The 26528-nt window shown below is 68.3% G+C and carries 23 protein-coding genes; 8 read left to right on the top strand and 15 right to left on the bottom strand.

Annotated features, from left to right (window positions below; genetic code table 11):
• Positions 1-53: 53 nt before the first annotated feature.
• Positions 54-1139: an A/G-specific adenine glycosylase gene (mutY, locus tag AC6LKG_RS14600; RefSeq protein ID WP_498165378.1), complete on the bottom strand. Its 1086-nt coding sequence runs from the start codon at positions 1137-1139 to the stop codon at positions 54-56.
• A 161-nt stretch (positions 1140-1300) separates the two neighbouring features.
• Between mutY and AC6LKG_RS14595 the strand changes: the two genes are divergently transcribed.
• Entirely contained in the window at positions 1301-4912 is a 3612-nt protein-coding gene (locus AC6LKG_RS14595; RefSeq protein WP_498165374.1) for an indolepyruvate ferredoxin oxidoreductase family protein, read from the top strand.
• 120 nt (positions 4913-5032) lie between these two features.
• Here AC6LKG_RS14595 and cheD read toward each other — a convergent pair whose 3' ends face one another.
• The 3 genes from cheD to AC6LKG_RS14580 form a co-directional block, all read right to left on the bottom strand.
• A complete protein-coding gene (cheD, locus tag AC6LKG_RS14590; RefSeq protein WP_498165372.1) occupies positions 5033-5785 on the bottom strand; it encodes a chemoreceptor glutamine deamidase CheD in 753 nt (250 codons plus the stop codon).
• Positions 5786-6092: 307 nt separating this feature from the next.
• Positions 6093-7001, bottom strand: a complete 909-nt coding sequence (locus tag AC6LKG_RS14585) for a cell division protein FtsX (protein ID WP_498165371.1) — start codon at positions 6999-7001, stop codon at positions 6093-6095.
• On the bottom strand, positions 6998-7708 hold the full coding sequence (locus AC6LKG_RS14580; protein ID WP_498165370.1) for a cell division ATP-binding protein FtsE: 711 nt from the start codon (positions 7706-7708) through the stop codon (positions 6998-7000). The genes AC6LKG_RS14585 and AC6LKG_RS14580 overlap by 4 nt, the downstream gene beginning before the upstream one ends.
• A gap of 316 nt (positions 7709-8024) precedes the next feature.
• On the opposite strand from AC6LKG_RS14580, the gene AC6LKG_RS14575 reads away from it, so the two are divergent.
• From AC6LKG_RS14575 to AC6LKG_RS14555, 5 genes are all read left to right on the top strand, one after another.
• Positions 8025-9041 carry an amino acid ABC transporter substrate-binding protein gene (locus AC6LKG_RS14575; protein ID WP_498165369.1) on the top strand — a complete coding sequence of 339 codons (1017 nt, stop codon included), beginning with the start codon at positions 8025-8027 and terminating at the stop codon, positions 9039-9041.
• Between the two features lie 125 nt (positions 9042-9166).
• Positions 9167-10357 (top strand): amino acid ABC transporter permease, encoded by a 1191-nt coding sequence (locus AC6LKG_RS14570; RefSeq protein WP_498165367.1) that lies wholly within the window; start codon positions 9167-9169, stop codon positions 10355-10357.
• Position 10358: 1 nt separating this feature from the next.
• On the top strand, positions 10359-11462 hold the full coding sequence (locus AC6LKG_RS14565; RefSeq protein ID WP_498165365.1) for an amino acid ABC transporter permease: 1104 nt from the start codon (positions 10359-10361) through the stop codon (positions 11460-11462).
• Between the two features lie 60 nt (positions 11463-11522).
• Positions 11523-12263, top strand: a complete 741-nt coding sequence (locus AC6LKG_RS14560; protein WP_498165363.1) for an amino acid ABC transporter ATP-binding protein — start codon at positions 11523-11525, stop codon at positions 12261-12263.
• Between the two features lie 220 nt (positions 12264-12483).
• Positions 12484-13500, top strand: a complete 1017-nt coding sequence (locus AC6LKG_RS14555) for a Bug family tripartite tricarboxylate transporter substrate binding protein (protein ID WP_498165362.1) — start codon at positions 12484-12486, stop codon at positions 13498-13500.
• A gap of 122 nt (positions 13501-13622) precedes the next feature.
• On the opposite strand, the gene AC6LKG_RS14550 is transcribed toward AC6LKG_RS14555, so the two are convergent.
• From AC6LKG_RS14550 to gtdA, 9 genes are all read right to left on the bottom strand, one after another.
• Positions 13623-13982, bottom strand: a complete 360-nt coding sequence (locus AC6LKG_RS14550) for a hypothetical protein (RefSeq protein WP_498165361.1) — start codon at positions 13980-13982, stop codon at positions 13623-13625.
• A gap of 41 nt (positions 13983-14023) precedes the next feature.
• Entirely contained in the window at positions 14024-15199 is a 1176-nt protein-coding gene (locus AC6LKG_RS14545) for an ABC transporter substrate-binding protein (RefSeq protein ID WP_498165360.1), read from the bottom strand.
• A 27-nt stretch (positions 15200-15226) separates the two neighbouring features.
• The gene (locus AC6LKG_RS14540; RefSeq protein WP_498165358.1) at positions 15227-16450 is read right to left on the bottom strand and encodes a 3-hydroxybenzoate 6-monooxygenase; all 1224 of its coding nucleotides are present in this window, start codon (positions 16448-16450) and stop codon (positions 15227-15229) included.
• Positions 16451-16469: 19 nt separating this feature from the next.
• Entirely contained in the window at positions 16470-17822 is a 1353-nt protein-coding gene (locus AC6LKG_RS14535; protein ID WP_498165357.1) for an FAD-dependent oxidoreductase, read from the bottom strand.
• A gap of 103 nt (positions 17823-17925) precedes the next feature.
• Positions 17926-18930 (bottom strand): Bug family tripartite tricarboxylate transporter substrate binding protein, encoded by a 1005-nt coding sequence (locus AC6LKG_RS14530; RefSeq protein ID WP_498165356.1) that lies wholly within the window; start codon positions 18928-18930, stop codon positions 17926-17928.
• A complete protein-coding gene (locus AC6LKG_RS14525) occupies positions 18923-19321 on the bottom strand; it encodes a chorismate mutase (protein ID WP_498165355.1) in 399 nt (132 codons plus the stop codon). Before AC6LKG_RS14525 ends, AC6LKG_RS14530 begins: the two co-directional genes overlap by 8 nt.
• On the bottom strand, positions 19318-19956 hold the full coding sequence (maiA, locus tag AC6LKG_RS14520; RefSeq protein ID WP_498165354.1) for a maleylacetoacetate isomerase: 639 nt from the start codon (positions 19954-19956) through the stop codon (positions 19318-19320). The genes AC6LKG_RS14525 and maiA overlap by 4 nt, the downstream gene beginning before the upstream one ends.
• A 12-nt stretch (positions 19957-19968) precedes the next feature.
• Entirely contained in the window at positions 19969-20667 is a 699-nt protein-coding gene (locus AC6LKG_RS14515; RefSeq protein WP_498165352.1) for a fumarylacetoacetate hydrolase family protein, read from the bottom strand.
• 59 nt (positions 20668-20726) lie between these two features.
• Positions 20727-21779 carry a gentisate 1,2-dioxygenase gene (gtdA, locus tag AC6LKG_RS14510; protein ID WP_498165350.1) on the bottom strand — a complete coding sequence of 351 codons (1053 nt, stop codon included), beginning with the start codon at positions 21777-21779 and terminating at the stop codon, positions 20727-20729.
• A 168-nt stretch (positions 21780-21947) separates the two neighbouring features.
• On the opposite strand from gtdA, the gene AC6LKG_RS14505 reads away from it, so the two are divergent.
• Both AC6LKG_RS14505 and AC6LKG_RS14500 read left to right on the top strand, forming a co-directional pair.
• Complete coding sequence (locus tag AC6LKG_RS14505; protein ID WP_076408540.1) at positions 21948-22883, top strand: LysR family transcriptional regulator; 936 nt, start codon at positions 21948-21950, stop codon at positions 22881-22883.
• Positions 22883-23440 (top strand): hypothetical protein, encoded by a 558-nt coding sequence (locus AC6LKG_RS14500; RefSeq protein WP_498165348.1) that lies wholly within the window; start codon positions 22883-22885, stop codon positions 23438-23440. The genes AC6LKG_RS14505 and AC6LKG_RS14500 overlap by 1 nt, the downstream gene beginning before the upstream one ends.
• Positions 23441-23558: 118 nt before the next feature.
• Here AC6LKG_RS14500 and glpK read toward each other — a convergent pair whose 3' ends face one another.
• On the bottom strand, positions 23559-25082 hold the full coding sequence (gene glpK / locus AC6LKG_RS14495) for a glycerol kinase GlpK (RefSeq protein WP_498165346.1): 1524 nt from the start codon (positions 25080-25082) through the stop codon (positions 23559-23561).
• Positions 25069-26523, bottom strand: coding sequence for a DHA2 family efflux MFS transporter permease subunit (locus tag AC6LKG_RS14490; RefSeq protein ID WP_498165344.1), 1455 nt, complete (start codon positions 26521-26523; stop codon positions 25069-25071). Before AC6LKG_RS14490 ends, glpK begins: the two co-directional genes overlap by 14 nt.
• Positions 26524-26528 lie beyond the last annotated feature (5 nt).

Below are 26528 nucleotides of genomic sequence, written 5' to 3'. Positions count from 1 at the left end.
GGCGGCCGCCTTTGGCGTTTGGGTGTCTGGCGTCGGGGTGGTGACGCTGCGCGCTACTTGCTGTTGGCCAGCAGGTCGCCGGGGAGGCCGGCTTCGATCAGGCCCAGCAGGAGTTTCTTGACGGGTGCGGGCAGGGCGGTGTCGGGGAGTTCGGCCTGGGTGACCCAGCGTTCGGGTTGCGTGGGTTGGCGCAGCGAGGCGCTGCGCACGGGCACGTACCAGGGGCGGATGTGCAGGCGGTAGTGGGTGAAGGTGTGGGCGAAGGCGGCGAGTTCGAAGCGCTGTTCGGGGTCCAGGCCGAGGGCGCGCGAGGCGGCCAGGGGGTCGCCGGCGGCGTCGAATTCGGGCAGGCTCCAGAGGCCGCCCCAGATACCGGGTTCGGGCCGTTGCTGCAGCAGGAACGCGCCCTGGTGCTGCAGCACCAGCATCGCGGTCTCGCGTTCCGGGATCGCCTTGCGCGCCTTGGGCGTGGGCAGTTCGGCCTGGCGGCCGTCGCGCTTGGCGACACAGGTGTCGGCGACCGGGCAGCGTTCACAGGCGGGCTTGCCGCGCGTACAGAGGGTGGCGCCCAGGTCCATCAGGCCCTGCGTGTAGGCGGCCATGTCCAGGCCGGGGGCGGCCTCGACCTGGGCATCGGCCAGGGCCCACAGGCGCTGTTCGACCTCGCGCCTGGCGGGGTCGCCGGCGACGCCGAAGTGACGGGTGAAGACGCGCTTGACGTTGCCGTCCAGGATGGGCGAGCGCTCGCCGTAGGCGAAGGCGGCGATGGCGGCGGCGGTCGAGCGGCCGATGCCGGGCAGGGTGGCGATGGCTTCGGCGCTGGGCGGGAAGCGGCCATTCCAGTCGCGCGCGATCTCCTGGGCGCAGCGATGCAGGTTGCGGGCGCGGGCGTAGTAGCCCAGGCCGGCCCAGTAGGGCATCACGTCTTCCTGGGCGGCGGCGGCCAGCGCGGCCACGTCGGGGAAGCGCTGCAGGAAGCGTTCGTAGTAGGGGATCACCGTGGCCACCTGCGTCTGCTGCAACATGATCTCGGAGAGCCAGATGCGGTAGGGATCCCGGGTGTTCTGCCAGGGGAGATCGTGGCGGCCGTGCTGGCGTTGCCAGGCGACGATGCGAGGGGCGAAGTCCATGCCCGCAATTATCGCATCGCCCTATTGCCGGGGGTGGGGCGAGCGGTTACAACCGTGGGACAGAGGCGCATCGAGCGCCCGGAATTCACCTCCCGCCGCTTGCCTGCATGCGCTTCAAGAGGGCGTGGTGCGTTGGCTGCCGCGGGCGTTCCACGACCCTCGGAGTAGACATGAATGCCCCCCTCACGCCCGCGCTGCGCGCGGCGCTCGAATCCGTCCAGCTGGACGACAAATACACCCTGGAAAGCGGCCGCGCCTGGATGAGCGGCATCCACGCCCTGGTGCGCCTGCCGATGATGCAGCGGCTGCGCGACCTGCGCGCGGGGCTGAACACCGCGGGGTTCGTGTCGGGCTACCGGGGCTCGCCGCTGGGCGGGGTCGACCAGAACATGTGGAAGGCGGCCAAGTACCTGAAGGCGCACCACGTCGAGTTCCAGCCGGGCATCAACGAGGACCTGGCGGCCACCGCGGTGTGGGGCACGCAGCAGGTCAACCTGTTCCCGGGCGCCAAATACGACGGCGTGTTTGGCATGTGGTACGGCAAGGGGCCGGGCGTGGACCGCTGCGGCGACGTGTTCAAGCACGCCAACGCCGCCGGCACCTCGCCGCACGGCGGCGTGCTGGTGGTGGCCGGCGACGACCATCCGGCCAAGTCGTCGACGCTGCCGCACCAGAGCGATCACATTCTCAAGGCCTGCATGATCCCGGCGCTGTTCCCCTCCAGCGTGCAGGAGGTACTGGATTACGGCCTGCACGGCTGGGCCATGAGCCGCTATGCCGGGGTCTGGGTCGGCATGAAGTGCATCACCGACATCGTCGAGGTGTCGGCCTCGGTGGACGTGGACCCGTATCGCGTGCAGATCGTGCTGCCCGAGGATTTCCGGTTGCCGCCGGACGGCTTGAACATCCGCATTCCGGACACGCCCCTGCAGCAGGAGGCGCGGCTGCTGGATTACAAGCTGTACGCGGCGCTGGCCTACGCCCGCGCCAACAACCTGAACCGCGAGCTGTGGCAGGTGCCGGCGCGCGACGCGCGCTTCGGCATCATGACCTCGGGCAAGGCCTACCTGGACACGCGCCAGGCGCTGTCCGACCTGGGGCTGAGCGAGGCGGTGTGCCAGCGCATCGGCCTGCGGCTGTTCAAGGTGGGCATGGTGTGGCCGCTGGAGTCCACCGGCATGGCGCGCTTCGCCGATGGGCTGGACGAGATCCTGGTGGTCGAGGAAAAGCGCCAGGTGCTCGAATACCAGTTGAAGGAGGAACTGTTCAGCTGGATCGGCAGCGGCAAGAAGATTCCGCGCGTGGTCGGCAAGTTCGACGACAAGGATGGCGGCGAGTGGGCGGTGCCGCAAGGCAACTGGCTGCTGCCGGCGCACTACGAGTTTTCGCCGGCGATGGTGGCCAAGGCCATCGCCGCGCGCCTGCTGCGCTTCGAATTGCCGGCGGACGTGCGCGCCGGCATCGAGGCGCGGCTGGCCTTCATCGCCGATCGCGAACAGGCGCTGGCGCGGCCGCGCGTGGTGGAAGACCGCAAGCCGTGGTTCTGTTCGGGTTGTCCGCACAACACCTCGACCCGCGTGCCGGAAGGCTCGCGCGGCATGGCGGGCATCGGCTGCCATTACATGGTGACCTGGATGGGCCGCAACACGCAGGTGTACACGCAGATGGGCGGCGAGGGCGTGCCGTGGCTGGGGCAGGCGCCGTTCACCGAAGAGAAGCACGTGTTCGCCAACCTCGGCGACGGCACCTACTTCCATTCCGGCCTGCTGGCGATCCGCGCGGCGGTGGCGGCCAAGGCGCCGATCACCTATAAGATCCTGTTCAACGACGCGGTGGCCATGACCGGCGGGCAGCCGGTGGACGGCCCCATCAGTGTGCCGATGATCAGCCGTCAGGTGGCGGCCGAAGGCATCGACAAGATCGTGGTGGTGACCGACGAGCCGGAGAAATACCAGGGCATGGCCGGCATGGCGCCGGGCGTGCCGGTGAAACACCGCGACGAGCTGGACGCGGTGATGCGCGAGTTGCGCGAGCACCCCGGCGTGTCGGTGCTGATCTATGACCAGACCTGTGCCACCGAGAAGCGCCGCCGCCGCAAGCGCGGCGCCTATCCCGACCCGGCGCGGCGCGTGGTCATCAACGAGCGCGTGTGCGAAGGCTGCGGCGACTGTTCGCAGAAATCGCACTGCCTGTCGGTGGAACCGCTGGAGACCGAGTTCGGCCGCAAGCGCGCCATCAACCAGTCCAGCTGCAACAAGGACTTCTCCTGTCTAAAGGGCTTCTGCCCCAGCTTCGTCACGGTGGAAGGCGGCAAGCTGCGCAAGCCGCGCGCGCTGGCGCCGGAAGGCGCAATCGACGACGACGTGCCACAACCGGCGCTGCCGGCGCTGGCGCAGGCCTATGGCGTGTTCATTGCCGGCGTCGGCGGCACCGGCGTGGTCACCATCGGCCAGTTGCTGGGCATGGCCGCGCACCTGGAAGGCAAGGGCTGTTCGGTGCTGGACATGGCGGGCCTGGCGCAGAAGGGCGGTGCGGTCTATTCGCACGTGGTGCTGGCGCAGACGCCGGACCACCTGATGAACACGCGCGTGGCGATGGGCGAGGCCGACCTGATGCTGGCCGGCGACCTGGTGGTGGCCACCAGCGCCGACGCCATGGCGCGGCTGCGTCCGGGCCGCTCGCGGGCGCTGCTCAACAGCGACACCGCGCCCACCGCCGCCTTCGTCACCAATCCCGACTGGACGCTGCCGGGCGCCAACCTGACGGCCGACCTGCAGGCCGCCTGCGGCAAGGACAACCTGCACATGGTGGACGCGTCGGCGCTGGCCGTGGGCCTGCTGGGCGACGCCATCTATTCCAACCCGCTGATGATGGGCTACGCCTACCAGAAGGGCTGGCTGCCGCTGTCGCGCGAGTCCTTGCTGCGCGCCATCGAGCTGAACGGCCAGCAGGTGCCCAACAATCTGGCGGCCTTCGCCTGGGGCCGCCGCGCGGCGCATGACCTGGCCGGCGTCACGCGCCTGCTGGCAAGCGGCGGCGCACCCGCGCATCCGGAGGGCATCATCGAGATACGCCGGCCGCGCGTGGTCCAACCCGTGGTGGAACTGAAGAAGCCGGCCGGCGAGCTGGCGCGCCTGGTCGAGTCGCGCCGCGCGTTCCTGACGCAGTACCAGGATGCCGCTTACGCCAAACAGTACACCGACCTGGTGGACAAGGTGGCGCACGCCGAGCACGAGGCCACCGGCACCCAGCGCCTGGCGCTGGCGGTGGCGCGCTACTACTTCAAGCTGCTGGCCTACAAGGACGAGTACGAGGTGGCGCGGCTGTATACGGACGGGGAATTCCTCAAGCGCATCGGCGAGCAGTTCGAGGGCGACTGGAAGCTGCGCTTCCATCTGGCCCCGCCGCTGTTCGCGCGCCGCGGCGCCGACGGCCATCTGGTCAAGAAAGCTTACGGCCCCGGCATGCTGCGGGTGTTCCGCCTGCTGGCGCGCATGAAGCGCCTGCGCGGCACGCGCTTCGATCCGTTCGGTTACACCCACGAGCGCCGCGCCGAGCGCGAGCTGGCGCGCGAGTATCGCGAGACGCTGAGCGCGATCCTGCCCAAGCTCAATCGCGGCAACCTGGATCGCGCGGTCGCCCTGGCCAGCGTGCCGGAGGAGATCCGTGGCTATGGCCATGTGAAGGAAGCGGCGATGGAGAAGGCTGCCGCGCGGCGCGAAGCCCTGCTCAAGGATTTCAGCGCCAGCGTGGTGTCGATCGGGGGCGTACGGGCGGCGTGAGACACGCGGGCCGGCGCCGCTCGAGGCCGTGGCCTTTTATCGCGGCTTGCGCGAAGTTTCCTGCGGCGGCCGGGCGTGCCGTCCAGCCAACGCCGCGCCAGCTTCGGCCGTTGACGCGGGTCAGCCGCCCGCGGTCTCGGGCTTGCGGCGGCGGGTGACGCCGGTGTCGAAGCGCTCGACGCCAGGACGCGAGGCAGGGCGGTCGAAACGCTCCACGCCCGGCCGGGCGGCGGGGCGGTCGAAGCGTTCCACGCCGGGCCGCGCGAAGCGTTCGACCCGCGGCGGGCTCTGGGTCTTGGCCTGCGCGCTTTCGGCGGCGGCCTGTTCGCGCTTGGCGATGATCTCTTCGGCGCGCTGGTGGTGCGGCGCCATCCTGCGCACCATCACGCGGCCGTCGCGCGGGAAATAGTTGATGCGGCGCGCATGCACGTCGCCGAGGTCCTGGGCCTTGACCGGGATGCCTTCGGTGCGCAGGTAGTTCAGCACGAACTGGCCGTTGCGCTCGCCGATGTTCATCTGCTGCATGGCCGACAGCACCGCGCCGCCGCCGAACACCTTGGCTTCGAGGCGGTCGCGCACCGCCCCGGCCTTGAGCAGTTCGTTGATCAGCACTTCCATGGCGAAGGCGCCATAGCGCATGGTGGCCGAGGCGGGCGACTGCATGTCGCCTTCGGGCAGCATGAAGTGGTTCATGCCGCCGACACCGTTGACGGGGTCGTGGATGCAGGCGGCCACGCACGAGCCGAGCACGGTCGAGATCATGATGTCTTCATTGGTGACGTAGTACTCGTTGGGGAGTACCTTCACCGCCTGGGACTGGAACGCGCTATCGAAATAATGGCGCGTCGCGCGGGCTTCAAGACGGGCGACCATGGGGCGGAATCAAGGGCAAGGACAACGGTTGGATCACGAAAGGCGGCGCTCGGCAGGGCGTAAAAGTATCAAAATATGTAGAAAAATGTCGCTTTATTCTTGCATATTTGGCCAGTAATAGGGGGAAAAGCTGTGTAACCGCACCTTTGTTATGTCCCTGAAAAATATGGCGGTTTGCCGGCCGATTCCATCCTAACCAAGGCCGGACGCGTCCGTTCCCCGGATCACGGGGACGAACGGGGGCTATACGTGGCTTTAGGGTGGCATGCCGCGGGGCAGGCAGACGTGGCGGCGCCCCGCGGCCGGGTCAGAAGCGCGTGCTGCGGGTCACGGACCAGCGCGCCGACAGCGCGCCCAGGGCGGCCGAGGCGACGATGGCCGCCAGCAGCACCGGGGCGCCGGGCAAATGCAAGGCGAATTCCGCGCCGTAGCTGCGGGCCAGGCCGAGCAGGGCGTTGTTCAACGGCGACAGCGCGACCGCCGCCACGCCGATGGCCAGCAGCGAGGCGAGGGCGCCGGACAGCGCGCCCAGGTACAGGAAGGGCCGCCGCACGAACGACTCGGTGGCGCCCACCAGCCGCGCCACCGCGATTTCCTCGCGCTGCGACAGGGCTTGCATGCGCACCGTGTTGAATACCGTGGCCAGCACCACCACCGCCACGCAGGCGGCCAGGAAACCCAGCCCGATGCGGGCGAAGCGCAGGATGGCTTCCAGCCGCTGCACCCAGGCGCTGTCCAACTGCACCAGGTCCACCTGGTTCCATTGTTTCCAGGCCTGGGCCAGCTTGTCGGCGCGGCCGGCCAGGTCTTCGCCGTCGGCCAGCGTCACCACCACCGCGTCGGGCAGGGGATTGCCCGGCAGCACGGCCAGCGCCTGCTGCCAGGCGGGGTTGGCGCGCAGGTCGGCCAGGGCGTCGTCGCGGCCGACCACGCGCACCGCGCGCACGTCGTTGGCGTATTCGCCCTGGATGCGCTTGGCGACGTCGGCGGCGGCGCCGGCGGGCGCGTCGACGCGCATGAAGACGGTCACCTCGGGGGTGACCGACATTTGCCGCGCCACCGGCTGCACCGACACCAGGATGGCGCTGCCCAGCAGCGGCAGGGCCAGCGCCAGCGCCATCACCAGCAGGTTGGCGAGCGAGGAGAACGGTTGTTTCACCAACCGGCGCAGGGTTACCAGGAGGGCATAGCGATGCTGCCGCAGCCAGGCGTTCATGCCGGTTCTCCCGCGATGCCGTGGCCGTCGGCGGGGGGCGTGGCGCCGCCGTGCGAATCGGAGAACTTGCCGGGGTCGATGCGCAGGGTACGGGTGGCGTAGCGCGCCATGAGTTCCTGGTCGTGCGAGGCGATCAGCGTGGTGACGCCGACGCGGTTGAAGTCGCGGAACACGTTCATGATGCGCTGCGCGTTGTCGTGATCGAGGTTGGCGGTGGGTTCGTCGGCGATCAGGATGGCGGGGCGGTTGACGATGGCGCGCGCGATCGCCAGGCGCTGCTGTTCGCCGCCGGACAGTTCGATGGGGTTGAGGTCTTCCTTGCCCGACAGGCCGACCTTGTCGAGGGCGGCACGGGCGCGGGCGGCGGCCGAGTCGCGCGGGTGTCCGGTGACCGCCAGCGGCAACATCACGTTTTCAAAGGCGCTGCGGTCGAACAGCAGGTGGGTGTCCTGCAGGATCACGCCAACGGCGCGGCGCAGGTAGGGGCGGGCACGCGCCGGCAGCTTGTCGAGCCGCTGGCCGTTGACCTGGATCGCGCCGCGGCTGGCCGGCTCGAGCCCTCCGATCAGCTTGAGCAGGGTGGACTTGCCGGCGCCGGACGGACCGGACACGAAAACGAACTCGCCCGCGCTTACGCGGAAGTTGATGTCGGCCAGGATATTGCGGCCGCGGCCATACGATTTGAAGACGTGCTGGAATTCGATCATGGCGGCTGTCGGATGAAGCCGCAATAGTAACTCGGGGACAGTAAGCTGGCCTAAATCTGCAACGTGGGCATGGCCGGAAAAAGTGTCCCGATGTGACCGCCATGGATCGGACCGAGTGACCGCCCGGCCACACTTTTCGGACCGAATAAGTGTCCCCGTTTTTGCAGTCAAACCCCGTTTGATTTCAGCCAGTGTCCCTATATTTCAAGGGAATTCCCGGATGCGGAGGCTGCTTTGCGGACGCTACCATCCGCCCCATGCGTAAAGCCCAACCCGGCCTTGCGTTCGGCTTCGCAACACCCCTACGGAGATCACGATGAAAGTACTGAAACTCGCTGCCATTGGCGCTGCCCTGTTCGCTGTATCCGCGGCCGCCAATGCAGGTGCGACCTTCGATAACGTCAAGAAAAAAGGGTTTGTCCAATGCGGCGTTTCGACCGGCATCCCGGGCTTCTCGATCGCGGACAGCAAGGGTGAATACAAGGGCCTGGACGTGGACATGTGCCGCGCCGTGGCCGCCACCATGTTTGGCGATGCCAGCAAGTTCAAGGTCACGCCGCTGAACACGCAGCAGCGCTTCACCGCCCTGCAGTCCGGCGAAGTGGACGTGCTGACCCGCAACACCACCGTCACGCTGACGCGCGACACCACGCTGGGCCTGATCGGCGTGGGCGTGAATTACTACGACAGCCAGGGCGTCATGGTGTCGAAAGACCTGAACGTCAAGAGCGCGAAGGAACTGAACGGCGCCACCATCTGCGTGCAGCCGGGCACCACCACCGAGCTGAACCTGGCCGACTGGTTCCGCAGCCAGAAGATCGAATTCAAGCCGGTCGTGATCGACAAGTACGACGAAATCATCCGCGCCTTCTCGGCCGGCCGCTGCGATGCCTTCACGACCGACAAGTCGCAGTTGGCCTCGACCCGCACCACGCTGGAGAATCCGGACAAGTACGTCATCCTGCCGGAAGACTTCTCCAAGGAGCCGCTGGGCCCGATGGTGCGCCAGGGCGACGAGCAATGGTTCAACGTGGTGCGCTGGTCGCTGAACGCGATGCTGGAGGCCGAGGAATACGGCATCACCTCGAAGAACGTCGACCAGATGCTCAAGAGCACCAATCCCAACATCCAGCGCATCCTGGGCGTGACTCCGGGCATGGGCAAGAACCTGGGCGTGGACGACAAGTGGGCCTATAACATCATCAAGCAGGTCGGCAACTACGGCGAAAGCTTCGAAGCCACGCTGGGCAAGAGCAGCGCGATGAAGCTGGAGCGCGGCCTGAACGCCAGCTACAAGCAAGGTGGCTTGATGTACGGCTGGCCGGTGCGCTAACACACGGCTGCCCGGCATGGCGTCCGCGTGGCGCCATGCCTAGCCCGCCTTCGAGCGGGCGGCAGGAGTGGGCGGCGCGGTCTTTCGGGCCAGCCGCCCGGTGTCCGACTTCTGTAGATTCATTCATGACGACTCCCAATAAAAACGCCCCGATTTCGGCACCTCCCCGGCGTCTGAACTGGAACGATCCCGGCTTGCGCGCCGTGGTCTACCAAGTGATCGCGCTGGCCGCCGTCGCGGCCGCGGTATGGTTCCTGGTTTCAAACACGCTGCACAACCTGTCCGTGCGCAATATCGCCACGGGCTTCGGCTTTCTCGACCGCGAGGCCGGTTTCGCCATCGGCGAGACGCCCATCGCCTACTCTCCCGCCGACACCTACGGGCGCGCCATCCTGGTGGGCCTGCTCAACACCCTGCGCGTGGCCGTGCTCGGGATCGTGCTGGCGACCATCCTGGGCACGCTGATCGGCGTCGGCCGCCTGTCCAAGAATTGGCTGGTGGCCAAGATCTGTTCGGTCTATGTCGAAGTGATGCGCAACGTGCCGCTGCTGCTGCAGTTGTTCTTCTGGTATGCGCTGATCACCGAAAACATGCCGGGCCCGCGCCAGGCCAACAACCCGCTGCCAGGGGTTTTCATCTCGAACCGCGGCCTCAAAGTGCCTGGCCTGGAAGGCTACTCGGTCGACTGGATACTGGGCGGGCTGGGGTTGGCGATCGTCGCCATCCTGTTTCTGGGCCACTGGGCCAGGAAGCGCCAGGAAGCCACCGGCCAGGTGTTCCCGCTGGGCCGCGCCGCGCTCGGCCTGATCATCGTCCTGCCGGTGCTGGGCTGGCTGGTCAGCGGCGCGTCGCTGAAGCTGGACATGCCGGTGCTCAAGGGCTTTAACTTCGCCGGCGGCCTGACGCTGTCGCCGGAGTTCGCGGCACTGCTGGCGGGCCTGGTGATCTACACCTCGGCCTTCATCGCCGAAGTGGTGCGTTCGGGCATCCAGGCGGTCAACAACGGCCAGTGGGAAGCCGCGGGCGCGCTGGGCCTGCGCCGCCCGCTGGTGCTGCGCCTGGTGGTGCTGCCGCAGGCGCTGCGCGTCATCATCCCGCCGATGACCAGCCAGTTCCTCAACCTCACCAAGAACAGCTCGCTGGCCGTGGCCATCGGCTATCCGGACATCGTGTCGGTGGTCAACACCACGCTGAACCAGACCGGGCAGGCCATCGAGGGCATTCTCATCATCATGGGCGCGTACCTCACGGTCAGCCTGTCGATCTCGATCTTCATGAACTGGTACAACAAGCGCATCGCGCTGGTGGAGCGTTGACATGAGCAGCACTACGCATATCCCCAGTGAAGGGCTGCCGCCGCCCAAGACCCATGTCGGCGCGTGGGCGTGGCTGCGCTCGCGCCTGTTTTCCTCGCCGCTGAACATCCTGATCACGGTGCTGCTGGCGTGGTTCCTGTTGATGTCTGTGCCGGCGCTGGTCGAGTGGGCTTTCATCAAGGCCAACTACACCGCCTCCAACGCGCAGGAGTGCCGCGCTTCGGTCGGGGGGGCCTGCTGGGCCTTCATCATCGAGAAGCACCGGCTGATCCTGTTCGGCACCTATCCCTACGACGAGCAATGGCGGCCGCTGATCGCGACCATCATCCTGGTCGCGGTGATCGTGTGCAGCGGCATCCGCCGCTTCTGGAATTGGAAGCTCGCCATCATCTGGACCTTCGGCCTGGTCGCCGTGGCGATTCTGATGTGGGGCGGCGTGCTGGGCCTGACCTACGTCGAGAACGCGCGCTGGGGCGGCCTGCCGCTGACGCTGATCCTGTCGACGTTCGGCATCGCCTTCGCTTTCCCGATCGGCGTGCTGCTGGCGCTGGGCCGGCGCTCGAAGATGCCGGCCATCAAGGCGCTGTGCGTCGTGTACATCGAGCTGATCCGCGGCGTGCCGCTGATCAGCCTGCTGTTCATGTCGTCGGTGATGCTGCCGCTGTTCCTGCCCGAGGGCTTCTCCATCGACAAGCTGCTGCGCGCGCAGATCGCGATCATCATGTTCGCGGCCGCGTACATCGCCGAAACGGTGCGCGGCGGGTTGCAGGCGATCCCCAAGGGCCAGTACGAGGGCGCCGATTCGCTCGGCCTGAACTACTGGCAGCAGATGCGCAAGATCATCCTGCCGCAGGCGCTCAAGATCGTGATCCCGCCGCTGGTCAGCATCTTCATCGCGCTGTTCAAGGACACCTCGCTGGTGGTGATCATCGGCATCTTCGACCTGACGCTGGCGGCCAAGGCGGCCCTGTCCGACGCGGCATGGCGCGGATTCGGGGTGGAGGCGTATCTGTTCATCTCGCTGATCTACTTCGTCTTCTGCTTCTCCATGTCCAAATACAGCCAGGCGCTGGAAAAACGCCTGGCCACGGGCCACGCACGCTAGAACCTTGCCGCGGGTCCGCCCCGGGCGGGCCCGCCACGCGATATTTACGGGAGTACAGGCATGTCTGATGCCATCATTCGAATGCAGGACGTGAACAAGTGGTACGGCCAGTTCCACGTGCTGCGCAACATCAACCTGGACGTGGCGCCGGGTGAGCGCATCGTGGTGTGCGGGCCGTCCGGCTCGGGCAAGTCCACCATGATCCGCTGCATCAATCGGCTCGAAGAGCACCAGAAGGGCCACATCATCGTGGACGGCACGGAGCTCACCAACGACCTCAAGCACATCGAGACCATCCGCAAGGACGTCGGCATGGTGTTCCAGCACTTCAACCTGTTCCCGCACCTGACGGTGCTGGAGAACCTGACGCTGGGCCCGATGTGGGTCTTGAAGAAGCCGCGCGCCGAAGCCGAGGCCACGGCCATGAAGTACCTGGAGCGCGTGCGCATTCCGGACCAGGCCAAGAAATTCCCCGGCCAGCTCTCGGGCGGCCAGCAGCAGCGCGTGGCCATCGCGCGTTCGCTGTGCATGAGCCCCAAGATCATGCTGTTCGATGAGCCGACCTCGGCGCTGGACCCGGAAATGGTCAAGGAAGTGCTGGACGTGATGGTCAATCTGGCCCAGGAAAGCGGCATGACGATGCTGTGCGTGACCCACGAAATGGGCTTCGCGCGCAAGGTCGCCAACCGCGTCATCTTCATGGACCGCGGCGAGATCATCGAGCAGAACAGCCCGGACGAGTTCTTCGACAATCCGCAGAACGAGCGCACCAAGCTGTTCCTGAGCCAGATCCTGCATTGATCGGGCGGCGCTGCCGGCCCGCTCCTGGCCACGAAAACGCCTTCCCCGGAAGGCGTTTTTCATTGCGCCGCGCCGCGCCGGCGGCCCGCGCCGCTTCCGCGCGGGGCGGGCCGGTCAAGCGAATAGGGGCCGCATTCCGTAGTATCCCTTTGTTACGCCGTTCCCCCCGCTGCGGTATGCTACCGACCGCCATCGATGCCAAAAGAGAGGAGCAAACGAGATGAAACCGACCCCCCGCAGCGCCATGCGCCGCGTTTTGCTGGGCGGCGCCGCGGCCCTGGCCGCCACGCTGACCCTGGGCGCGCCCGCGCTGGCCCAGAACACTGATTTCCCCACCAAGCCGCTGCGCTTCGTGGTGCCTTACCCGCCCGGCGGCCCGCTCGACACCATGGCCCGCATGCTGGCCGAGAAGGTGCGCGGCTCGCTCGGCCAGCCGGTAGTGGTGGAAAACCGCTCTGGCGCCGGCGGCAACATCGGCGCCGACCTGGTGGCCAAGGCGCCGGCCGACGGTTACACGCTGGTGATGGGCGCCGTGGCGACCCATGCCATCAACCCCTGGCTGTTCGCCAACCTGCCGTATGACCCGGTCAAGGACTTCGCGCCGGTCACCATCGTGGCCGCGGTGCCGAACGTGCTGGTCATGAACCTCGATTTCGCCAAGAAAAACAAGATCGAGACGCTGGCCGACCTGATCGACTACGCCAAGAAGAACCCGGGCAAGCTGAACTACGGCTCGGGCGGCAATGGCAGCGCCGGCCACCTGTCGGGCGAACTGCTCAAGGCGCGCGCCGGCATCAACGTCGAACACATCCCCTACCAGGGCGCGGCGCCGGCGCAGTTGGCGCTGCTGTCGGGCCAGTCGGACTTCATGTTCGACAACCTGGCGGCCTCGGCGCCGCTGATCAAGGACGGCAAGGTCAAGGCGCTGGCCGTGACCACCGCCAAGCGCTCGTCGCTGTTGGCCGACGTGCCGACGGTGGAAGAGTCGGGCATCAAGGGCTTCGACCTGGGCACCTGGTTCGGCGTGTTCACGACCGGCGGCACGCCCGCGCCGGTGGTGGCCAAGCTGAACAAGGCCTATGCCGAGGCCATGCAGCAGCCCGACGTCAAGCAGCGCCTGCTGCTGATGGGTTCGGAAGCGGCGCCGATGACGCCCGAAGCCTTTGCCGCATTCGTCAAGAGCGAAAAGGCCAAGTACCAGGAGATCGTCAAGATCTCGGGCGCCAGCCTGAACTGAGGGCCGCGTGCCTGGCGCGTTCCGTCTGGAACGCGCCGGTCCGCATGCCGCCCGCCGCGAGTGGGTGATGCATCCGCCGGGGACCGCGCTCGCGGCCCTCGTGCTTCATTCCTGTCCTTCGGTCATCCGCGCGGGGCGGCCAGCAGGCCGTCCACCAGCATTGCCAGCAGCTTGCGGTCGGTGTCCAGGTCGGTGCAGCCGTACTGGTCCGCCTCGCGATTGACCCAGGCGTCATGCGCGCGCCATTGGCCGTCCATCGCGTCCAGCCGCAGCGCATAGATCCAGATGCCGGTCCAGCTACGATGAAAGCGCAGCACGCCGTCATCGAGATAGATGAACCACTTGTCTTCCATCTCTGCGGGGATGCGCCCTTGGCGCAGTCGCGCGTATTGCTCGGCCGTGTAGACGGCGTCGAACGGCAGCCTGGCGCGCTTCTTCGGCGCGGGCAGGTGTTTCCAGGATGCGGCGTGGGCGTCGGGCATGGAAAGGGTTTTAACCGATCCCACGCCCGCCTGGGGGATTCCTACATCTTGCAATCGGCGGCGTGCACGTCGGTGTGGTCGCGGGCGATGACCTTGAGGTTCTTGTAGACCAGCTTGCCATCGGGCCCGGCCTCGATGTGCAGCAGGTACCAATCCTGGACTGGGTGCTGGTTGGGGCCGAACCTGAACTTGCCGCGCACGCTGGGGAAGTCGGCGCGGCGCAGCGCCTCGCGGAATGCGTCGGCCCGGCCGGTGACGTCGCCGTCCACGGCCTTGAGGGCCGAGCCGATCAGGTTGGCGGTGTCGTAGGCCTGCGCCGCGTAGGCAGTGGGCGCGCGGTTGTAGGCCTTGGTGAAGGCCTCGACGAAATGCCTGTTCTGCGGGTTGTCCAGGTCCGCGCTCCACAGCGAACTCAGGTAGAAGCCCTTGCCGGCGGTGCCGGTGGCGGCCAGCATGCGCTCGTCCATCGAGTAGATCGGCGTGATCATCTTGATCTTGTCGGACAGGCCGGAGTTGGCGAACTGCTTGGTCAGGTTGATGCCGGCGCCCCCCGGGTGGAACTGGAAGATGGCGTCCGGGTTGAGCGCGCGGATGCGCGCCAGCTCGACCGAGAAGTCGGCCTGGTCGAGCTTGGTGTAGATTTCCTCGGCGATCTCGCCCTTGTAGGCACGCTTGAAGCCGGCCACGGCATCGCGTCCGGCCTGGTAGTTCGGCGCCATGACGACGACGCGCTTGGCGCCCAGCTCGTTGGCGGCGATGCCGGCGGTGTCGGCGTACGAGTCGTTCTGGAAGGCGGCGGCGAAGTAATTGGGGTTGCAGGCCTTGCCGGCGTAGTTGGAGGGACCGGCGTTCAGGCTCACGTAAAAGCCGCCGGCGTTGAGCACAGTCGGCCCGACGGCCGCCATGACGTTGGAGAAGTTGACCCCGGTGAACAGGCGCACGCCGCCCTGCACCATCTTGTCGGCGATCTGCTTGGCGTTGGCCGGCTTGAGCGCGTCATCCTCCACGCGCACGTTGACCGGCACGCCGCCGAGCTTGCCGCCGCCTTCCTTGACCGCCAGCATGAAGGCGTCGCGCTCGTCCTCGCCGATGTAGCCGGCCGGCGTGGACAGCGTGCCGATGAAGCCGATGTCCACGGGTTTCTGCTGGGCCTGGACGCCGCCGGCGGCCAGTGCCAGCAGTAGCGCGGCGCCGCTGCGGGTGATGCGTGTCGTCATGGTTGTCTCCTCCTGTGCCTGCTTTTCTTATGGCTGGATGGGTCCCGCGAGACAGTTCTCCACCTTCCAGCCGTAGAGCCACTGCAACGCGTCGTAGAACTGGGACTGGCCGCGGCCGGTCCACAGCATGTTGCGCACGGTGCGTTCGACGCCGCGCGCGTGATAGAGCCGGCCCATCTCGCGGGTCGACCAGACCACGCGCGCGCTGCGCGGGATGCGCACCGATTCGTACAGGCGGAAGGCGGCCTCCAGGTCGTGGTCGCAGCGCTTGACGGCCTGGCCCAGCGTCACCGCGTCTTCCAGCGCCATGCAGGCGCCCTGGGCCATGTATTGGGTCATGGGGTGGGCGGCATCGCCCAGGATCGTCATGCGTCCCTGGCCCCACTGTTCGACCGGCTCGCGGTCGGCGGTGGCCCAGCGCTTCCACGACGTGGGGCGGTCCAGCATCTGGTGCGGGCGCGGGTGGATGCCCTGGAAGTACGACAGCACTTCCTCCTTGCTGCCTTCGCGCACGCCCCATTGCTCCTGTTCGCGGCTGTGGAAGGTCACCACCAGGTTGTATTGCTGGCCGCCGCGCAGCGGGTAGTGCACCAGGTGGCAGTGCGGGCCGGCCCACAGCACCGGCGCGTTGATGCGCAGTTCCTCGGGCATGTTGTCGCGCTCGACCACGGCGCGGTAGACCACGTGGCCGGTCACGCGCGGCGGATCGCCGATCAGGTGTTCGCGGATCACGGACTTGACGCCGTCGGCGCCCACCACGGCGTCGGCGTCATAACGGTTGCCGTTGGTGTCGGTCACCACCACGCGCTTGCCGTCCTGTGCCACCTGGGCGATCTGGGTCGAGGTGTGGAAGCGGATCAGCGGATCCTGCCGCACGGCCTCCAGGATGGACAGGTGGATGTCGGCGCGGTGGATCACGGCGTAGGGGCCGCCGAAGCGTTCGCGGAAGGCGTCGCCGGTGTCGATGCGCACCACCTCGCGTGCGTCGACGGCGTCCATCATGATGATGTGGTCGGTGAAGACCGCGCGCTGGCGCGCCGTGGCGCCCACGCCCAGCGCGTCGAGCGCGGCGAAGGCGTTGGGGCCGAGCTGGATGCCGGCGCCGATCTCGCCGATGTGCGCGGCCTGTTCCAGCAGTTGCACCGCGATGCCCTGGCGCGTCAGTGCCAGCGCCGCGGCCAGGCCGCCGATGCCGCCGCCGACGACGATGACGGAGCGGGGCGCGGAATTGCTCGGGGGAGTTGCGTTCATTGCGGGATTCCTTGCGTGTTCATTCCTGGCGGCCGAGGAAGGCGCCTTGCCGCTCCAGTTGCGCCTGCAATGCCGCCACCGGCACCGCCGCGGGCGCGATGTCGCCGCGCAGTGCCATCGCGGCGGCGGTGCCGGCGGCCTCGCCCATCACGAAACAACTGCCGCTGACGCGCGCGGCCGACTGGCCCTCGTGCGTCATCGAGGCGCAGCGGCCGGCCACCAGTACGTTGGCGGCGACGCCGGGACCGTGGCGCGGCACCATCATGCGGAACGGTAGCTGGTTGTAGCCGCGCGATTCGGGGATCGGCGGCCACAGCCATTGCACGTCGCCGGCGGTGTGCATTTCCAGCGGCCAGCCATTGACGCCGATGCTGTCCTCGAAGTCGGCGCAGCCCAGCACGTCCTCCTTGGTCAGCACCGCCTCGCCGACGATGCGGCGGGTCTCGCGGATGCCCAACTGCGGCGCGATGTCGAGCACGTAGGCGTTCTCGAAGCCCGGCACCCTGGCGCGCAGGAACTTCAGGTATTCGGTGATCTGGCGGCGGCCTTCCAGCTCGCCGGCCGATAGCGAGGCGGCGTCGGTGCCGTCCGCCGCGCTGCCGTCGGCGTTGGCCAATTGCGTCACGTTGACGCGCCACTCGTAGTCGTGCTTTTGCGGCCGCACGATGGCGCCGCGCCGCGGGAAGGTGAATTCGCCGCTGGCGGCGGCCTGGTCCATCAGTTGCGGGATGGTCTTCCAGGCCTCCTGGGCGCGGGCGCCGTCGACATTGCCGACCTTGAACATCAGCGTGGGGTAGAGCATGTGGCCGCGCGCGTCGCCTTTCTCGAACGGCAGGCCGCCCCATTGCGCGATGTCGGCGTCGCCAGAGCAGTCGATGAAGACCTTGGCGCGCACCGCGCAGCGGCCCGACTTGGTCTCCAGGAACAGCGCGTCGACATCGCCGGCGGCGTCGCGCGCAAGGCCGGTGGCCAGCGCGTGGAACAGGATGCGCGCGCCGCTGTCCTGCACCATGCCGTCGGCCGCGCACTTGAAGGCCGAGATGTCATAGGCCTGGGCGTGGATCTTGCCCAGGATCAGGTGCGGATCGTTCAGGCCGTCCAGCGCGCGCATGCGGTCCAGCAGCTCGTCCGTCATGCCGTGCACCACCTGGCGGATGGCGCCGCGCACGTTGGCGTGCAGGCCGCAGAAGTTGGAGACGCCCGCCGCCGTGCCCATGCCGCCGAGAAAACCATAGCGTTCCACCAGCAGCACGCTGGCGCCGTTGCGGGCGGCGCTGGCGGCCGCCAGGATGCCGGCGGGGCCGCCGCCCAGCACGACGACGTCGTATTCGCCGTAGAGCGGCACCTGGCGGGCGGGTTCGGTGAGGGTCATGCCTGTCTCCTTGCTTGTCCTGCTTGACTGCGTCTGGTGTTGCGGAATGCCGGGCCGGGCGGCCCATGGGAACAGGCCTGTTCAGGCCTGCCCGCCGGTTCGTTTACTGGCCTTTGATGCCGAGTTTGGTGATCAGCGGCTCCCAGCGCTTGAGTTCGTCGTCCATATAGGCGCGGAACTCGGCCGGGGTGCTGCCCACGGGGTCCATGAACTGGGCCTGCAGGCGCTTGATCACTTCAGGGTCGCGGATCGCCTGGATCAGCGCGTCCGACAGCTTCTTCTGGATGTCGGCGGGCACCTTGGACGAGATCACGAACCCGATCCAGGCCGAGCCCTCGATCCCTGGCACGCCAACCTCGGCCAGCGTGGGAATGTCGGGCAGCAGCGCCGAGCGCTTGGACGAAGTCACCGCCAGCGCCTTGAGGCGGCCGTCCTTGACCATGCTCATGACGGCGATCGGCGGCAGCGCGGCGAACTGCGTGTCGCCCGACAGCAGCGAGGTCAGCGCCGCCGGCGACGAGGGATAAGGCACATGCGTGGCGCGCGCGCCGATCTGTTGCAGCATCAGCTCCACCGCCAGGTGCGAGACGGTGCCGGCCCCGGGGGACGGGAAGTTGTACTTGTCGGGGTTCTTCTTGAGCGCATCGAGCAATTGGCCGATATTGCCGATGCCGGCGCTGGCGGGCACAACCAGCACGTTCGGCTGGTGCACCGCCAGCGTCAGCGGCGCCAGGTCGGTGGCTGGCGCATACGGTAGCTTGTCGAACAGCAGTGTGTTGTTCACCAGCGGGCCGGTGATCGAGACGCCGAAGGTGTAGCCGTCGGGCTTGGCGTTGGCGATGGCGAAGGTGCCGATGTTGCCGCTGGCGCCCGGCTTGTTTTCCACCACGATGGTCTGGCCGAGAATGGCGCCGGCCTTCTCGCCGACGATGCGCGCGACCTGGTCGGGGCTGGAGCCCGGTCCGAACGGCACCAGCGCCTTGAGCGGTTGCGAGGGCCAGGTGTCGGCGGCCCGCGCCGCGCCCAGCGGCGCCAGCGCGATCAGGCCCAGCGCCAGCGCGCGCGCCGCGGCAGCGCGTGCCCGCGCCAGGGTTGAGGATTCATGCATGCTTGTCTCCCGCGATCTTCATGTTGTTGAAATAGGTCTGTTCATTGGCGATGAAGGCCGCCACCATGGCGCGGTAGGCCGCGTCCACCACCTGGTCCAGGTTCTCGAAGCCCGGGTTGTGGCGTTCGGCCAGGCGCCGCACTTTCTCGAACACCTCGGCCTGGCGCGCCGGGGCGCTGACCTGGAAGGCGTCGCGCTTGAAGCGCGCGGCGTCCTTGACGTACATGGCGCGTTCGGCCATCAGGCGCACGATCTCGTCGTCGAGCCGGTCGATGTTGGCGCGCACCTCGGCCAGGTTGGCGCATAGCGGGCGGTAGGCCGGGTCGGTGTATTCGCGCAGCGGCGTGCCGAGGGTGTCGGGCTCCTGGCCCGGGGAAGCTTGCGTGGTCACTTGATGTAGTCCGGTTGGTTGCCGGGCGCGGCCTGCTGGAACGCCGGTTGCGCGAGGCAGTGTTCATAGGCGCCGACCAGGCGCGGATAGGCCGACAGGTCGCAGCCCATGCGCCGGGCATTGGCCACCTGCGGCACCAGGCAGCAGTCGGCCAGCGTCGGCGCGTCGCCGAAGCAATAGGCGCCGTGGCCGTGGCGCGCCACCAGTGCCTCGACCGCGGTCAGGCCTTCGCGGATCCAGTGGTGATACCAGGCATTCTTCTGCGCGTCGGTGGCGCCCAGCTCTTCCTGCAGGTAGCGCAGGATGCGCATGTTGTTGACCGGATGGATGTCGCAGGCGATGGCGTTGGAGAGCTCCAGGACGCGGGCGCGTTCTTGCGGCGCGGCCGGGATCAGGCGCGGCTCGGGATGGGTGGCGTCCAGGTAGTCGATGATGGCGAGCGATTGCGACAGTTGGAAATCGCCGTCGGTCAGCAGCGGCACGCCGGCCGACGGGTTCTGCGCCACGTAGCCGGCGGCGCGTTGTTCCTGCTGGCGCAGGTTGACCGGCACGATGTCGAACGGCAGGCCCTTGAGCGCCAGCGCGATGCGCACGCGGTACGAGGTGGAACTGTTGAAAAAGCTGTGCAGTTGCATGAGCGGGCTTCCTCAGGCGATCTGCACGCTCAGCGTGCCCAGGCCGTCGACGCCGCCGACCAGCTTGTCGCCGCGCGTCACGGGGCCCACGCCTTCGGGCGTGCCGGTGTAGATCAGGTCGCCGGCTTCCAGGCGGAAGTAGCGCGACAGGTAGGCGATGGTCTCGGCCACCGACCAGATCAGCTTGCCGGTGTCGCTGCGCTGCTTGTCGGCGCCGTTGACCTGCAGCCAGATGCCGGCGCGGTGGATGTCGCCGGCCCGCGCGGCGGGCACCAGCGGGCCGATCGGCGCGCTCTGGTCGAAGGCCTTGCCCAGTTCCCACGGGCGGCCGGCTTCGCGCATCTTCATCTGCAGGTCGCGGCGCGTCATGTCCAGTCCGACGGCGTAGCCCCACACGTGTTCCAGCGCGGATTCGACCGCGATGTTGGCGCCGCCCTTGCCGATGGCCGCGACCAGTTCGATTTCATAGTGGAAGTTGGCGGTCTCGGACGGATAGGGCAGCGTCAGCGTGGCGTCCGGCGCCACCGGCACCACGGCGTCGGCCGGTTTGCAGAAGAAGAATGGCGGCTCGCGGTCGGGATCGAAGCCCATCTCGCGGGCGTGGGCGGCGTAGTTGCGGCCGACGCAATAGACGCGGCGCACGGGGAAGCGGTCCTGGCTGCCGGCGACGGGCACGGCGACGGGGTCGGCGGGAGCAAACACGTAAGACATGAATCAACCTTTGAAGGCGGAACGGAAAGAGGGATGGCGGGCGCGGCGGCCCGCCCGCGTCAGGCGATGCGCTCTTCGCGCCACAGGCCCAGCGCGTCCTGCACCGGGCGGTCGGAATAGCTGAACAGCGTGGCGTCTTCCAGCGCCGCCAACTGCACCGGTTGCCACGACGGCGCCACGAACACGTCGCGCGGGCCGAAATGGAATTCGGCGTCGCCGATGCGGGCGATGCCGCGGCCTTCCACCACGCTGTAGACGGTGGAGTCGGTGCTGCGATAGGCCTTGCCCTGGAAGCCGGCCGGCAGCAGTTGCATGAAGGTGGCCATGGTGGGCATGGGGTAGCCGCCCGTGGCCGGATTCAGGTAGCGCAGCTTGACGCCGTCCCAGGGGTCTAGCTCGCCGTGGCGGTAGAGCGCGTCGAGCGCCTCGCGGCTGCGCTCGTAGGGGTAATTGAAGATCGGCGAGGTGCCGCCGGCGGCGCGGTGGCGCACCGGCGCCATGTTGTGGCCGTAGCGCGCCATGCTGTCGCCTTCCGGCCGCGTGACCGGCTGGGTGGCGGACGGATAGTTCTCGGCGAAGCCGGCATCCAGGAAGCGCAGCAGCGGGATGTCCAGGCCGTCGAGCCAGACCACCGGCTCGCCGCCGTCGACCGTCTCGGCGTTGCCGTGGTCGTGCCAGGTCCAGGACGGTGTGATGATGAAGTCGCCCGGATGCATGGTGGTGCGCTCGCCGTTGACGGCGGTGTAGGCGCCGCGGCCTTCGACGATGAAGCGCAGCGCCGACTGGGTGTGGCGGTGGCTGGGCGCGATCTCGCCCGGCAGGATGAGTTGCAGGCCGGCATACAGGCTCTGCGTGATGCTGGCCTGGCCGGGCAGGCCCGGGTTCTCCAGGATCAGTACGCGCCGCACGGCTTCCTCGGCGGTGATGAGCGAGCCCGAGGCCAGCACGTCGTCGCGCACCTCGTCGTATTTCCAGATGGCGGGCAGGCAGCGCGGCGCGGGCTGGCGCGGCACCAGGTTGTGCAGCGACTCCCACAGGGGGGCCATGTGCTTCTGGGCGATGCGGGCGTAATAGGCGGCGCGATCCGCGCCGGGGGGGTGACCGTCGGGCATGCTTGTCTCCTGGGGCCGGCGTCGGGGCCGGCTTCTGTCGGGCCGTCGCGGCGGGCGTGACGGGCCTGATATGGAGACGATTATGCGTAACGAGCTATGTGTTTTGAAATGAAATTATCTTATTATCCATACCAATAACAATATGGATAAGAGACAAAAGGGGGCTCCATGGACTGGACTCACCGGTTGCGCCTGCGCAATCTGAAAATGCTGCTCAGCCTGGCCCAGACCCGCAACATCAGCCACTCGGCCGCGATGCTCAACACCACCCAGCCGGGCTTGTCGAAATGGCTGAAGGATCTGGAAGACGACATCGGCCTGCCGCTGTTCGAGCGCCATGCGCGCGGCCTGCGGCCGACGCCGCACGGCGACGTGCTGATCGCGCACGCGCAGCGGGTCGAGGCGCAACTTGACCGCGCCAGCGCCGACATGGCCGCCTTGCGCGAGGGCGGCGGCGGACGGGTGGTGATCGGCGCGTCCGGCGCGTCGGCGTCGGACACCGTGCCGCTGGCGGTGATGAAGCTGCTCGAACGCATGCCGCAGGCCCGCGTGAAGCTGGTGGAGGGCACCACCGACCGCCTGCTGGCGCAACTGGCGCAGGGCGACCTGGACATCGTGGTGGGCCGCTCGGCGCCCGAACACCATGACCCGGCTATCCGCTTCGAGGCCCTGTACCTGGAGCCGATCCACCTGGTGGCGCGGCCGCGCCATCCGCTGTTCGCGCTGGAGCAGCCGGGCTGGCCCGAGCTGCTGTCGTACCGCTGGATCCTGTGGCCCAAGGGCACGCCGATCCGCAACGCGGTCGACGCCGCGCTGGCCGCGGCCGGCCAGGCGCCGCCGGCCGATCACGTTGAATCCAATTCGGTCACCATCAACCTCACCCTGATCAACAACAGCGACATGATCGGCGTGGCTTCGCACCGCGCCGCGCTGCGCTTCACGCAGATGAAGGCGATGCGCATCATTCCGGTGCGGCTGTCCGGCTTCGGCTCGGTGGCCATGTATTGGCGCGAGGACGCCTTCCGGCCGACCGCCGTGCAGGAGGCCATGGCCGCGCTGCGCAAGACCGTGGCCGAGCACGCCCCGGGCGTGACGAGGCTGTGATGGCGCCGTCCGGCCCCGGGCTGAATGCGCTGATCGCGCAATGCCGCCGGCTGGAGGCGGCGCTGCGCGCCGAGGCGGACGCGCCGGACGCGTCAGCGGCCATGCACCGCTTCGTCGCCGAGATGGACGCGCGCGCCGCGCCGCCAGGGCTGTGGTCGCCGCTGGCGCTGGCGGTGCTGACCATGGTCGGCGGCATTGGCGTGGGTATCGGCCTGTTGAGCCTGCTGCTGCGGCCGGCGGGGCCGGCGCTGGCAGCCTTCGCGCTGGTGCTGGCCTGCGCCGTCACGGCCCTGGCGCTGGCGATTGGCGTGGTGGCGTTCATGGGCGGCTACAGCCTCGGGCTGGTGCTGCTCAAGCGCACCGCGCTGACATTGGCGGCGGCGGGCGTGCTGGGCCTGATCGCCTGGTCGCAGGGCGACATGCGCGCGGTCGGCCCGGTGGTCGCGCTGCTGGGCGGCGCCGGCGCGTGGCTGCTGATGAACAGCAATGCGTTCTATGTGTTCGCCGGCTATCGCGTGGCGCTGCGGGTGATGCAGGCGCAGGCGCGGCGGCGGTAAGCGGCCGGTTGCGCCAGCGTGATTGGCGGCGGGGGCGAGGCCCGAGGCCATGGAGGCCTCGCGGCGATCCGCGCGGAGGCGGCCGGCGCGTGTCGGCGGCGCGCCGGGCGGCATCCGTTCACTGCGCGGTGTTGGACCAGCCCTTGGACAGTTCCACCGCCTGGCGCCAGCGCCGCATGCGGGCTTCGCGCACCGACTGCGGCCAGGTTGGTTCGAAGGTGCGCTCGGCCTGCCACTTGGAGGCGAATTCATCCTGGCCCGACCAGAAGCCGACCGCCAGGCCGGCAAGGCCGGCCGCGCCCAGCGCGGTCGATTCGGGCACCCGCGGGCGCACCACCGGCACGCCCAGCAGGTCGGCCTGCATCTGCATCAGCAGGTCGTTGCGGGCGGCGCCGCCGTCCACCCGCAGCTCGGTCAGCGCGATGCCGCTGTCGCCGTTCATGCAGGTCAGCAGTTCGGCGCTCTGCAGCGCGATGGATTCGAGCGTGGCGCGGGCGATGTGGGCGCGGGTGGTGCCGCGCGTCAGGCCGACCAACGTGCCGCGGGCGTAGGGGTCCCAGTGCGGCGCGCCCAGGCCGGCGAAGGCCGGCACCATGAAGACGTCGTCGGTGTCGGCCACGCTGGCGGCCAGCGATTCGATTTCCTCGGAGCGCTGGATGATGCCCAGGCCGTCGCGTAGCCATTGCACCGCGGCGCCGGCCACGAACACGCCGCCTTCCAGCATGTAGGCCGGGCGCCAGCCGTCCTGGCCCGCGACCGGCAGGCCCCAGCCGACGGTGGACAGCAGGTGGTTGCGCGACTGCACCGGCTTGTCGCCCACGTTCATCAGCATGAAGCAGCCGGTGCCATAGGTGTTCTTGGCCATGCCGGGCGCAAAGCAGGCCTGGCCGAAGGTGGCGGCCTGCTGGTCGCCGGCCACGCCGGCGATGGGAATCGAGCCGCCCAGCCACTCGGGCAGGGACTCGCCCACCACCGCGCTGCTGGGCGCGATCGACGGCAGCACGCTGCGCGGGATGTTCAGCAGCGCCAGGATTTCGTCGTTCCAGTCCTGCGTGTGCAGGTCGAACAGCATGGTGCGCGAGGCGTTGCTGGGGTCGGTGCTGTGCACCGCGCCGCCGGTCAACTGCCAGATCAGCCAGGTGTCGACGGTGCCGAAGGCCAGTTCGCCGCGCTCGGCCTTCTGGCGCGCGCCGGGCACGTGATCCAGCAGCCAGGCCAGCTTGGTGCCCGAGAAATAGGCGTCCAGCACCAGCCCGGTGCGCGACTGCAGGAAATCGGCGTGGCCGTCCTGGCGCAACTGGTCGCACATCGGCGCGGTGCGCCGATCCTGCCAGACGATGGCGCGGGCCAGCGGGCGGCCGCTGGCGCGGTCCCAGATCAGGGTGGTTTCGCGCTGGTTGGTGATGCCGATGGCGGCCACGTCGGCGGCGCTGGCGGCGGCGTTGCGCAGGGCCTCGCGCGCCACGTCCAGCTGGCTGTGCCAGATCTCGCCGGGGTCATGCTCGACCCAGCCCGGCCGCGGATAGTGCTGGCGGAATTCACGTTGGCCGATGCCGCGCACCACGCCATCGCGATCGAACACGATGGCGCGGGAGCTGGTGGTGCCCTGGTCCAGGGCTAGGACAAATTCATTCGTCGTCACTGTTCTTGGCGCCGTTCAGGTGTGCCCCGGCCAGCGGGTCGAGGCGTCTAAAGGAAAAGACCGAAGCCGCGCACAGCAGGCCAATGACGATGAAGCCGACGATCACGTCGCCCACCACCAGGCTTTCCGCCCCGCGCAGGGTCATGCTGATGTTCAGGGTCACCGCGGCCACGCCCACGCCCAGGCTGATACCCAGTTGCTGTGCCATGGCGGCGAAGCTGCTGGCGCGGCTCATCTTGGCCGGGGGAATGTCGGCATAGGTTAGCGTATTTACGCCCGTGAATTGCAGCGAGCGGAAGAAGCCGCCGATCAGCAGGATGGCGATCATCAGCCAGACTGGCGTGGTGGGCGTGAACGTGGCGCAGACCACGATGAAGGCGCCGGTCAACACCGCGTTCACGGTCAGCACGCGGCGAAAGCCGAAATGCCTGACGATGGGCGTGGCGACGAACTTCATCAGCAGCGCGCCGGCGGCGCTGGCGAAGGTGATCAGGCCGGCCGAGAACGGCGACAGGCCGAAGCCCACCTGCAGCAGCATGGCCAGCAGGAAGGGCGTGGCGCCCACCGCGAAGCGGCACAGGTTGCCGCCCAGCGTCGAGATGGCGAAGGTCGGGATGCGCATCAGCGCCAGGTCGATGATAGGGTGCTCGGTGCGGCGCGCGTGCCAGCCGTAGAGCAGGCCGCAGACGATACCGACCGCGATCAGGCCCAGCAGCAGCGGCAGCGGCATGACGTCGCGGCCGATGGCCTCGAAGCCGCTGACCAGCGTGGCCAGGCACACCGCGCTGAGCAAAAAGCCCAGCCAGTCCAGGCGCGGCGCCGATTCTTCCTTGATCTCGGCCACGTAGCGCAACACCAGGGCAATGCCGAGCACGCCGATGGGGATGTTGATCAGGAAGATCCAGTGCCACGACATGTACGTGACCATGAAGCCGCCCAGCGGCGGCCCGATCACCGGCCCCAGCAGCGCCGGGATCGACAGGAACGACATGGCTTTCAGCAGGTCCTGCTTGGGCACCGTGCGCAGCAGGATGATGCGGCCCACCGGCACCATCATGGCTCCGGCCATGCCCTGCACCACCCGGGCGATGACCAGTTGCGGCAGGTCCTGCGACAGGGCGCAGGCCACCGAACTGAGGGTGAACAGGCCGATGGCGGCGATGAAGACGCGGCGCGCGCCGTAGCGGTCGGCAGCCCAGCCGCTGACCGGCACGAACACCGCCACCGACAGCAGGTAGGAAGTGATGGCCACGTTCAGCCGCACCGGCGTCGATCCCAGGGCCCGCGCCATGGCCGGCAGGGCGGTGGCCACCACCGTGGCGTCCAGCATCTGCATGAACAGCGCACAGCCGACGATGAAGGGAATCATGCGCGCCGCGCGCACCGCGTCCGGAGTGGAGGGAGGAGCGGGATTGGCTGCGGCTGCGGATTCGGCGGACATGGCGG

Source organism: Achromobacter sp. 46006 (assembly GCF_059761975.1).
Note: the sequence above shows the minus strand (reverse complement) of the source record. Positions and strands in the feature narration are given on the sequence as shown.

Bases quoted from the DNA above. Each gene is read 5' to 3' on its own strand.
- AC6LKG_RS14550 (WP_498165361.1), bottom strand. From the start codon at position 13,982: ATGCCCGACGCCCACGCCGCATCCTGGAAACACCTGCCCGCGCCGAAG.
- AC6LKG_RS14575 (WP_498165369.1), top strand. From the start codon at position 8,025: ATGAAAGTACTGAAACTCGCTGCCATTGGCGCTGCCCTGTTCGCTGTA.
- AC6LKG_RS14530 (WP_498165356.1), bottom strand. From the start codon at position 18,930: ATGCATGAATCCTCAACCCTGGCGCGGGCACGCGCTGCCGCGGCGCGC.
- AC6LKG_RS14515 (WP_498165352.1), bottom strand. From the start codon at position 20,667: ATGTCTTACGTGTTTGCTCCCGCCGACCCCGTCGCCGTGCCCGTCGCC.
- AC6LKG_RS14540 (WP_498165358.1), bottom strand. From the start codon at position 16,450: ATGAACGCAACTCCCCCGAGCAATTCCGCGCCCCGCTCCGTCATCGTC.
- AC6LKG_RS14580 (WP_498165370.1), bottom strand. From the start codon at position 7,708: ATGATCGAATTCCAGCACGTCTTCAAATCGTATGGCCGCGGCCGCAAT.
- AC6LKG_RS14505 (WP_076408540.1), top strand. From the start codon at position 21,948: ATGGACTGGACTCACCGGTTGCGCCTGCGCAATCTGAAAATGCTGCTC.
- AC6LKG_RS14555 (WP_498165362.1), top strand. From the start codon at position 12,484: ATGAAACCGACCCCCCGCAGCGCCATGCGCCGCGTTTTGCTGGGCGGC.
- AC6LKG_RS14535 (WP_498165357.1), bottom strand. From the start codon at position 17,822: ATGACCCTCACCGAACCCGCCCGCCAGGTGCCGCTCTACGGCGAATAC.
- AC6LKG_RS14560 (WP_498165363.1), top strand. From the start codon at position 11,523: ATGTCTGATGCCATCATTCGAATGCAGGACGTGAACAAGTGGTACGGC.
- AC6LKG_RS14570 (WP_498165367.1), top strand. From the start codon at position 9,167: ATGACGACTCCCAATAAAAACGCCCCGATTTCGGCACCTCCCCGGCGT.
- cheD (WP_498165372.1), bottom strand. From the start codon at position 5,785: ATGGTCGCCCGTCTTGAAGCCCGCGCGACGCGCCATTATTTCGATAGC.
- AC6LKG_RS14595 (WP_498165374.1), top strand. From the start codon at position 1,301: ATGAATGCCCCCCTCACGCCCGCGCTGCGCGCGGCGCTCGAATCCGTC.
- AC6LKG_RS14500 (WP_498165348.1), top strand. From the start codon at position 22,883: ATGGCGCCGTCCGGCCCCGGGCTGAATGCGCTGATCGCGCAATGCCGC.
- AC6LKG_RS14545 (WP_498165360.1), bottom strand. From the start codon at position 15,199: ATGACGACACGCATCACCCGCAGCGGCGCCGCGCTACTGCTGGCACTG.
- maiA (WP_498165354.1), bottom strand. From the start codon at position 19,956: ATGCAACTGCACAGCTTTTTCAACAGTTCCACCTCGTACCGCGTGCGC.
- AC6LKG_RS14490 (WP_498165344.1), bottom strand. From the start codon at position 26,523: ATGTCCGCCGAATCCGCAGCCGCAGCCAATCCCGCTCCTCCCTCCACT.
- AC6LKG_RS14585 (WP_498165371.1), bottom strand. From the start codon at position 7,001: ATGAACGCCTGGCTGCGGCAGCATCGCTATGCCCTCCTGGTAACCCTG.
- AC6LKG_RS14565 (WP_498165365.1), top strand. From the start codon at position 10,359: ATGAGCAGCACTACGCATATCCCCAGTGAAGGGCTGCCGCCGCCCAAG.
- gtdA (WP_498165350.1), bottom strand. From the start codon at position 21,779: ATGCCCGACGGTCACCCCCCCGGCGCGGATCGCGCCGCCTATTACGCC.